Source organism: Mesorhizobium sp. M7A.F.Ca.ET.027.03.2.1, assembly GCF_003999175.1.
Taxonomy (GTDB): domain Bacteria; phylum Pseudomonadota; class Alphaproteobacteria; order Rhizobiales; family Rhizobiaceae; genus Mesorhizobium.
Genome location: NZ_RZOM01000162.1, coordinates 1 through 7986, shown reverse-complemented (window position 1 = coordinate 7986; position 7986 = coordinate 1). Strand labels below are relative to the sequence as shown.

The following is a 7986-nucleotide window of genomic DNA, read 5'->3' as shown; positions in this document are numbered from 1 at the left end:
CACCGCGCCGCAGAGTTGCCGGTCTGGCTGCACAGATACAATTGGCACCGTCCCCACGGGAGCCTAAAGTCCAAAACACCTATCAGTCGCCTCGCTCTAACCGAGGACAACCTGTTGAGGCTCCACAGCTAGCGATCCCACCAGTTGAGTTGCTCCAAGTCGGTGTCTAGCTTTCTACATTCTGTGTCCGACGCTGGACAAGAATGTTGCAATCCCGACCAGCAAGTCAGCGCAGGCGCCACCTGTTGCCCAGCAAACGGCAAGGATTATCGAAAGACGAATTCGGCACGGAGCTTGCACCAACGATTGCATGCAAATGCCGACAGCATCTCATGAACGGTCTCTCGATTCTGGCGCGGTTAAATCGCGGCCGGTTCCAGATCATGTCCCGCCCGAAATGGTGAGGGACTTCAGCCTGTTTACGTCGCCCGGCATGTTGCCGACCGCTAACGGGGATCCGCATGCAGCGGTTGCTTGCGTTCATGCCGGGCCTCCGATCTTTTATTCAACCAGCAACACGCGCGACGGTCGGGGTACCTGGGTCATCACTCGCGCGAGCGACCAGCGCCGGGTGCTGCAGGACACCGAAACGTTTTCCAGCCATCGCAGCATCTTCGCCTCTGTGCTCGGCGAGAGCTGGCCGATGATCCCGCTTGAGCTCGATCCGCCATTCCACGGTGTTTTTCGCTCACTGCTCAATCCGCTGCTTTCGCCAAAGCGGGTAATGGCATTGGAGCCGGCTGTCCGGGAACGAGCGATCAAGCTGATCGACAGGATCGCCGCATCAGGCACGAGCTGCGACATCATGAAGGATTTTGCAGTTCCGTTCGCGGTCAATATCTTCCTTCGCTTTATTGGGCTTTCGGACAACGGACTAGAAACATTTGTCGGCTGGGCTAGAGATCTGCTCCACGGCGATAAGGAGCAACGACCACCCGCAGCCCGGACGATCGTGGCCTTCATCGACGAACTTGCCACCGAGCGCCGCAAGGAGCCGGTCGATGATTTCATGACCTTCATCGTGAAGGCAAAGGTCGAGGGTCGTCTGCTCAGTGACGAAGAAGTCCGTGGCATCGGCGTGCTTGTGTTCGTCGCGGGACTCGACACGGTCTCAGCAGCCATATGCTTCGACTTGGCCCATCTCGCGCGCAACCCCAAAGATCAGGAATTGCTACGAAGCGAACCGGACCGGATTGCCGTCGCTGCGGAAGAATTGCTGCGCGCCTATTCGACCATTCAGATGATCCGAGTGGCAACGAAGGATGTCGACTTCAAAGGCGCGCCGATCCGCAAGGGAGACTATGTTTCCTGTGCCACGATGATTGCCAATCGTGACCCGGCGGAATTCGAATGCCCGAATGAGATCGATCTGGCGCGCGAGGACAACCGGCACGCTGCCTTTGGCTATGGTCCCCATCGTTGTCTTGGCTCACACCTTGCCCGGCGGGAGATTGTCATTGGCCTGGAGGAGTGGCTGGCGCGCATCCCAGCCTTTCGGATCAAGACAGGGACTGAACCTATCACCTTCGGCGGCCATGTGTTCGGGATCGAGAATCTGATCCTGGACTGGTCCTGAAGTTTCAGCCAACGACATTGGAGTTCGCTATGCGTGTCGTCGTACATAAAGCCAGATGCCAGGGTCATGCGCGCTGCTGGGCGCGGGCGCCGAGAGTCTTCAAGCTTGATGACGCCGGCTACATCTTGCCCGGTGATATTGATGTTGCCGATGGGGAGCAACTGCTTGCCTCAAAAGGGGTACGAGCCTGCCCCGAACAAGCTCTGGAAGTTGACGAGCCCCCCGCTAACTCAGTTGTAGAGAGAGACACACGCAAAGTGCAGACTGGCATCGGGAAGGATAAAACAATCATACAATTCGCGACAGACCCTGTCGACCACGCGAAAATTACCGAACTGCGTGACCGAGAGGCGATCCGCAACTGCCTGTATCGGTACTGCCGCGGGATAGACCGCGCCGATGAGGCGGCGCTGCGTAGCGCATACTGGCCCGAAGCGTATGACAGGCACGGTCCCTATTGCGGACCGGCAGAGGACTTCATCCAATTTGCTCTCGGTCTGCCGGGGCACCGTAACATCCATCAAATCACGAACAGCCTGATCGACTTCATCAGTTCAGCAGAGGCCGCGGTCGAGAGCTATTTCACCGCGCTGCAACGCGGACCGGATACAGACCAAGAAATACGTCAGACGCTGCTTTGCGGCCGTTACTGCGATCTGTTTCAGAAGAGGCAGGACGAGTGGCGAATTGCGGAACGGACAGTCGTCTACGATTGGGTTGAGGAGCAAATCCCGCCAGCGATTCTTGAGGCAGATAGGTTCGGCCGGCGACAGCCGATTGGAGCACAACATCCAGACGATCCCATCTACCAGTTGCTCAAGGGTCACATCCCCACCGACCAAGATGGCGTCGAGGGTCCCCAACTGGGAGCTGCATAAGTGGGTAGAAATGGAGGATGAGCGCCCTACGGGAACGACATCTGTGTGGGGCCGCAACTGGCGGTCACTGCAACGATTTGGCTCGGCCCTTCATTCCGCCCAAGGTTGATGGGCTGAGATCACAAGCGGTCATCGTGGAGAAGCTCTCGTGAAACTGGCAGCACGCACCGTAATCATCACAGGCGCTGCGGGCGGGATCGGCCGTGCCCTGGTCGATATCCTTGCCGCGGACGGAGACACTGTAGTTGCGGTGGACCTTCCGGGCAGTGGTGTGGTTGAACTGGCTCGGGATCTCGGGTCGCCGCACGTCGGTCTGGAGTGCGATGTGTCGCGAGAGAAGGACATGCTCTCACTTTTCGGCCAGGTCGAAGCACGGTTCGCGCAAATCGATGTCCTCATCAACAATGCGGCGGTTGGACCCACGATGGATAGGATCATCGACACCGCTGTCGATACCTTCCGACGCGGCGTGACAGTGAACCTTATTGGGCCATTCGTTATGGCCCGGGAAGCGGCGCGGCGCATGAAGCCGGGCGGTGCGATCGTCAATGTGGCTTCGATGGCGGGCGTGGTCGGCAATCCCAGGCGCAACGCCTACGCAGCCTCGAAAGCTGGCGTGATCTCGTTGACAAAGTCCCTTGCATGCGAGTGGGCTATGCGAGGAATCCGCGTCACGGCGGTGGCGCCGGGCTCCGTCCGCACCCCAATGGTCACAGAACTGGCACGCGCTGGCAAAATGGACCTCGCGGCGATACGCCGCCGCGTGCCGATGGGGCGCTTGGCTCGCCCCGACGAGATCGCCAGGGTCGTGCGTTTTCTGAGCAGCACGCAGGCGCGCTACATCACCGGCTCGGTGCTGGCAGTCGACGGAGGCTGGATGTCATTCAACCAGCCGGGGGATGCTCACCCGCCGGTGGATGGTGCGCTCCAAGCCGAGCTCTCCTGTCCGGCCGAATGCACAGATGCGCGAATCGTGCTCGTCACCGGTGGCGCAAAAAGCATTGGCGCGGCCGTCGCTCGCCGCTTTGCCGCGAACGGCGACACCGTCGTGATTGCTGATAAAGATGGCACTGCAGCGGCAGAGCTGGCTACATCGCTCCCCGGCAAGCATCTGGCGAAATCGCTGGACGTGGCCGTCGAGAGCGATGTGGTGTCGATGTTCGAAGAACTGAGGGGACGCTTCGGGTATATCGATGTTCTGGTCAATAGTGCTGATACCGCCGACAGGATTGTGCCTGCGATCGAGCAACTGTCGAAACAGCTCGAACACGTCCTGGATGTCAACCTTACCGGCGCCTTCACCTGCGCGCGCGAAGCGATCAAGGCTATGCGCCCGGGCGGCGTGATCCTCAATCTCGGGTCGATCGACAGCTTTCTGCCGTTCGCGCCGCGCCATGCCTACGGCGCCTCCAAGGCGGGGATGGATATGCTGACCCGTTGCATGGCGGCCGAACTCGGGCCGGTCGGAATTCGGACAGCCACCGTCGCTCCTGGCCACATCCGCACGCCCGCACTTGCTCAGTTGGCCAAAGCCGGCCGCATCGACCTGACAGCAATCGGACGACGCATCCCCATGGGCAGGATGGGACGGCCAGAAGACGTCGCAGATGCATCGTTCTTCCTTGCTTCGTCTGACGCCTCATACATCAACGGCTCGATCCTCTACGTGGACGGCGGCTGGACCTCGTTCGGTGATGCGGGAAACGCCAGCGAACTCTATGACGAATGTTTTGCGGAGGCCGCAGGTTAATTGCCAGGCCTTCGCAGGGCGACCGGCCGAGCATTATGAAGCCTCGGCTCCACGACGCACCTGAGGTGCTTGAGATCCAAGCATGTGCATGCCGAGCACATTCCCGGTCGGCTGACGTGTCTATAACGAGGAGAAATCATGGAATTTGCCACTTTCATTCTGGCCGCCCAGCGTGGCTATCACCAATCCTCAGAAAGCGTCATCCGCAACTCCATCGAACAGGCCGTCGCTTCGGAGCAGGCTGGGTTCAACACCGCGTGGTTTGCTGAGCACCACTTCAACAATTACAGCCTCATACCATCCCCGCTGATGATGGTGGCGCACTGCGCCGGCTTGACAAGCACGATTCGCCTGGGCACTGCCGTCTGCGTGCTGCCGCTTTACCAACCGCAGCGCCTGCTGTCCGAGATCGGCTTCGCCGACATCGTTGCGAACGGCCGTCTCGAGCTCGGCGTAGGCTTGGGATACCAGCAGTTCGAGTTCGAACGGTTCGGCGTGGACATCGATGAGGCGCCGGCCGTCTTTTCGGAATACCTGGACATCATTCTCAAGGGCCTCAACCAAAACGTCTTCGAACACGACGGCCAGTATGAGAAGATCCCCCCAACAGCGATTTCGGTCCGCACAGTCCAGCAGCCGACGCCGCCTATCTGGATCGCTGGCGGAGCCGCACGGATGGCTCGGGCCTACCGCGAGGGGCACAATTTTTTTGTCACAGCCTTCCACGACGGCTTAGAGACTTTGACCACACTGCGTGAATCAGTCGAGAGGGCGGCGGCATCCGAGGAAAAGAACGTCACCGACGTCAAGATATCGCTGCTGCGCTGCTGCTATGCCAGCCACGACGAGTTGGAGATCAACAGCTATCTCGACAATGCCCGCTTCCAGCGCCGGCTTTCTGAAGCCCTGCATCAGCGCCGCCAACAGAGCCACGATGGCTACCTGCTGCAGGAGACACCGACCCAGCAGGATCTGTCCTTCGAGACCATGCGCAAAAATTTGCCGATTGGCAGCGTAAATCGCGTGATTGATCGCCTGCTGGAAGAGATCGATATCTTGAAACCGGACCAGATCGCAGTTCAGACTCAATTGGGCGACTTCGACCAAAAGACGATGCTGCGCCAGATCGAGCTCTGGGGCGACAAGATCATCCCTGCGGTCAACAAGGCGCTTTGTCATGCCGGAAGCTGAAGCCGGCCGTTACGATGATGGCTGCCTATCCAGCGCGCAATGGCGTGGGTCCGAGCTAGGGAGGAGCTTCGATCAGCATGTGCTGCCCTGCGTACATTCACGTTCGCTTGAGGAGGTCCAGGCGGGCGAGGTGTTGGCGACGGAGGGGACAGGCCTTTCGTCTGTCGAATTGCGTGATGTCTTGGCCGCAACTTTCCCGTCTACCTCCAGCAGCGTATTCGCTTTGGAGGAGTTGAGCGAGCCCGAGCCGGAACTGGAAGAGGAGCTGCTACGCCGGCTGCTGCTAGCGCATGCTGCGCCGGCCGACCCGGCGAGCGGCCGCTTGGCCAAGATCATCGCCCGGCGTGCGATGCGCACGGACCATCTTTGGCGGGATCTTGGCCTCTCAAATCGCGCTGAGCTCAGCCGCCTGCTTGCCAGACATTTTCCCGCGCTGGCGGCAGGCAACACAGAAAACATGAAATGGAAAAAGTACTTTTACCGCAAGCTGTGTGAGGCCGAAGGCTTTTCGTCATGCACTGCACCCAGTTGTCGGGAATGCCAGGACTTCGAAAGCTGCTTCGGCCCGGAGGAAGTTGAGAGTCGCCTCTCGCCGACCAGGAATGCCGGTTAGTCACTTCGCTTGATCGCAGCTGCGGACAAACGCTTATCGCGGCGCCGTAGTATGGAGGAAGGGATGTTCATCGCCTCGCGATATTTGGTGACGGTACGGCGAGCGACATTGATGCCGGTCTGCTTGAGCTGAGCAACGATGTCTTCGTCGGAAAGTACCTTGTCGAGCGATTCTTCGGCGATGATTGCCTTGATCCGATGGCGGACAGATTTGGCGGAGTGCGCGTCGCCGCCCTCGCAGGATGCGATTGTCGCTGTGAAAAAATACTTCAGCTCGAACACCCCGCGCGGAGTTAACATGTACCTGTTCGAAGCCACCCGGCTTACCGTCGACTGGTGCATTTTGATCCCGTCAGCGACATTTTTGAGACAGAGAGGCCGCAGATGGGCGACGCCGTGTGTAAAAAAGGCATCCTGCTGGCGCACGATTTCGGTCGCAACCTTAAGGATCGTCTTAGCGCGCTGCTCGAGGCAGCTGATCAGCCAGTTCCCTTTTTCCTGGCAATGGTCGAGAAACGCTTTGCCTTCCGGATTTTGATTGGTCAGCTGCGAGATTTCGGCGACATAGGTGTGGTTGATCAACACTTTGGGCAGCGTGGCCGGATCAAGCTCCACCCGCCATCCACCTTCGGACTTGGGCATTACCCAGACGTCCGGTACGATGGTTTCCGGCGTCCCGGACTGGAACCGGTCTCCAGGCTTGGGATCGAGCGCGCGGATTTCGTTCCTCATGTCGAGGAGATCCTCCTCGTCGACTCCGCAACGCTGCTTCAATCCCTGAAAATCCCCCCGTGCAAGCATCTCGAGATTGGCGACCAAAGCTGCCATAGCCGGGTCGAACCGGTCTTGCTGGCGCAGCTGAATCTCCAGGCATTCGCTGAGAGTTCGCGCAAAAATCCCCGGCGGATCAAATTGCTGCAAGATTCCGATGACCCGTTCCACATCAGCTTGCCGAACGTTTAACCTCCTGGCCAGATCGAAAAGGTTTACCTGAAGATAGCCAGTGTCCTCCAGATGGGCGGCGAGCTGTCCGGCAATCAGCCGCTCCTGGGGGGTGAACGGGGTGAGGGCGACCTGGCGGGCGACATGGTCGTGCAATGTTTCGGTGTGGGCGGTAAACTCCTCGACGGCAGGTCGATCGTTGCCGCTACTGCGTTGCGACTTCCATTGCCCGCGCCCGCCAGACGGCCCGCCAATGGGCGATTCGCCGATTTCGCTTCTGCTTTGACTGCTCCGCTGATCCACCCCTGACAGCGGCGAATCGTCGTCAAACGGGTCAGGCTTCAAAACGGGGTTCCTCTCGAGTGCCTGCTGCACGAGCTGATGGAGTTCAGTATGCGTCAATCGCAGCAAGCGAATAGCTTCAATGGCTTGAGGCGATAAGACCATACGTTGCTTCTGGCGTTGAAGCAGGCTTGCTGAGAGATGCATGTTGAACCGTAATCTGCCGAGGATGCTCTAGTGTGTGCTTGGGTTGTGTGAGACTTGCCACTTCTGGGTCATGCCGCCGCCTTCAGTTTGTCGAGAACGTTTTGCGGGGATGAAACGCCATAGGGGTCCGTCTCGCAGTTGTCACAGAAGCCTTCCTCCTCGAACCACTGCTCCACCACGCCATCGTCGATCAGAGCGGCGTATCGCCAGGAGCGCATGCCAAAGCCCAGATTGTCCTTCGCGACCAGCATGCCCATTTTGCGCGTGAACTCGCCCGACCCGTCTGGGATCAGCTCGATCTTCTGCAGCCCCAAGGACTTTCCCCACGCATTCATGACGAAAGCATCGTTGACCGAGACGCAGTAGATCGCGTCAATTCGCAGTTCCAGAAATTGATCATAGAGTTTTTCGAAATCGGGCAGTTGGAAGGTCGAGCAGGTCGGGGTGAAGGCGCCAGGCAGCGAGAACAGGATGACGCGCTTGCCCCCGAAATAATCGTCGGAGGTCTTGTTCTCCCACCGATAAGGATTTGGCCCCCCGATCGACTC

General features: G+C 59.1%; 7 protein-coding genes and 2 pseudogenes. 7 read left to right on the top strand and 2 right to left on the bottom strand.

Features of this window, described 5'->3' with window-relative positions:
* The 7 genes and pseudogenes from EN750_RS09965 to EN750_RS09940 all read left to right on the top strand — a co-directional run.
* Nucleotides 1-132, top strand: a pseudogene (locus tag EN750_RS09965) (IS481 family transposase); the annotation flags it as partial.
* 265 nt (nt 133-397) lie between these two features.
* A complete protein-coding gene (locus tag EN750_RS09960) occupies nt 398-1576 on the top strand; it encodes a cytochrome P450 (protein ID WP_164759124.1) in 1179 nt (392 codons plus the stop codon).
* 29 nt (nt 1577-1605) lie between these two features.
* Nucleotides 1606-1728 (top strand): annotated as a pseudogene (locus EN750_RS40595) (ferredoxin); the annotation flags it as partial.
* 138 nt (nt 1729-1866) lie between these two features.
* A complete protein-coding gene (locus tag EN750_RS09955; protein ID WP_126083656.1) occupies nt 1867-2454 on the top strand; it encodes a nuclear transport factor 2 family protein in 588 nt (195 codons plus the stop codon).
* Nucleotides 2455-2602: 148 nt separating this feature from the next.
* Complete coding sequence (locus tag EN750_RS09950) at nt 2603-4204, top strand: SDR family oxidoreductase (RefSeq protein ID WP_063169384.1); 1602 nt, start codon at nt 2603-2605, stop codon at nt 4202-4204.
* A gap of 138 nt (nt 4205-4342) precedes the next feature.
* Nucleotides 4343-5395 carry an LLM class flavin-dependent oxidoreductase gene (locus EN750_RS09945; protein ID WP_024505249.1) on the top strand — a complete coding sequence of 351 codons (1053 nt, stop codon included), beginning with the start codon at nt 4343-4345 and terminating at the stop codon, nt 5393-5395.
* The gene (locus tag EN750_RS09940) at nt 5382-6008 is read left to right on the top strand and encodes a nitrogen fixation protein NifQ (protein WP_029356557.1); all 627 of its coding nucleotides are present in this window, start codon (nt 5382-5384) and stop codon (nt 6006-6008) included. Before EN750_RS09945 ends, EN750_RS09940 begins: the two co-directional genes overlap by 14 nt.
* Here the strand turns inward: EN750_RS09940 and rpoN are convergent.
* Nucleotides 6005-7438: an RNA polymerase factor sigma-54 gene (gene rpoN, locus EN750_RS09935; RefSeq protein ID WP_126063822.1), complete on the bottom strand. Its 1434-nt coding sequence runs from the start codon at nt 7436-7438 to the stop codon at nt 6005-6007. The genes EN750_RS09940 and rpoN overlap by 4 nt on opposite strands.
* Nucleotides 7439-7506: 68 nt before the next feature.
* A partial coding sequence (locus EN750_RS09930) for a peroxiredoxin (RefSeq protein ID WP_145967533.1) occupies nt 7507-7986 on the bottom strand: 480 nt, incomplete at its 5' end.

Bases quoted from the DNA above. Each gene is read 5' to 3' on its own strand.
- EN750_RS09960 (WP_164759124.1), top strand. From the start codon at position 398: ATGGTGAGGGACTTCAGCCTGTTTACGTCGCCCGGCATGTTGCCGACC.
- EN750_RS09945 (WP_024505249.1), top strand. From the start codon at position 4,343: ATGGAATTTGCCACTTTCATTCTGGCCGCCCAGCGTGGCTATCACCAA.
- EN750_RS09940 (WP_029356557.1), top strand. From the start codon at position 5,382: ATGCCGGAAGCTGAAGCCGGCCGTTACGATGATGGCTGCCTATCCAGC.
- rpoN (WP_126063822.1), bottom strand. From the start codon at position 7,438: ATGCATCTCTCAGCAAGCCTGCTTCAACGCCAGAAGCAACGTATGGTC.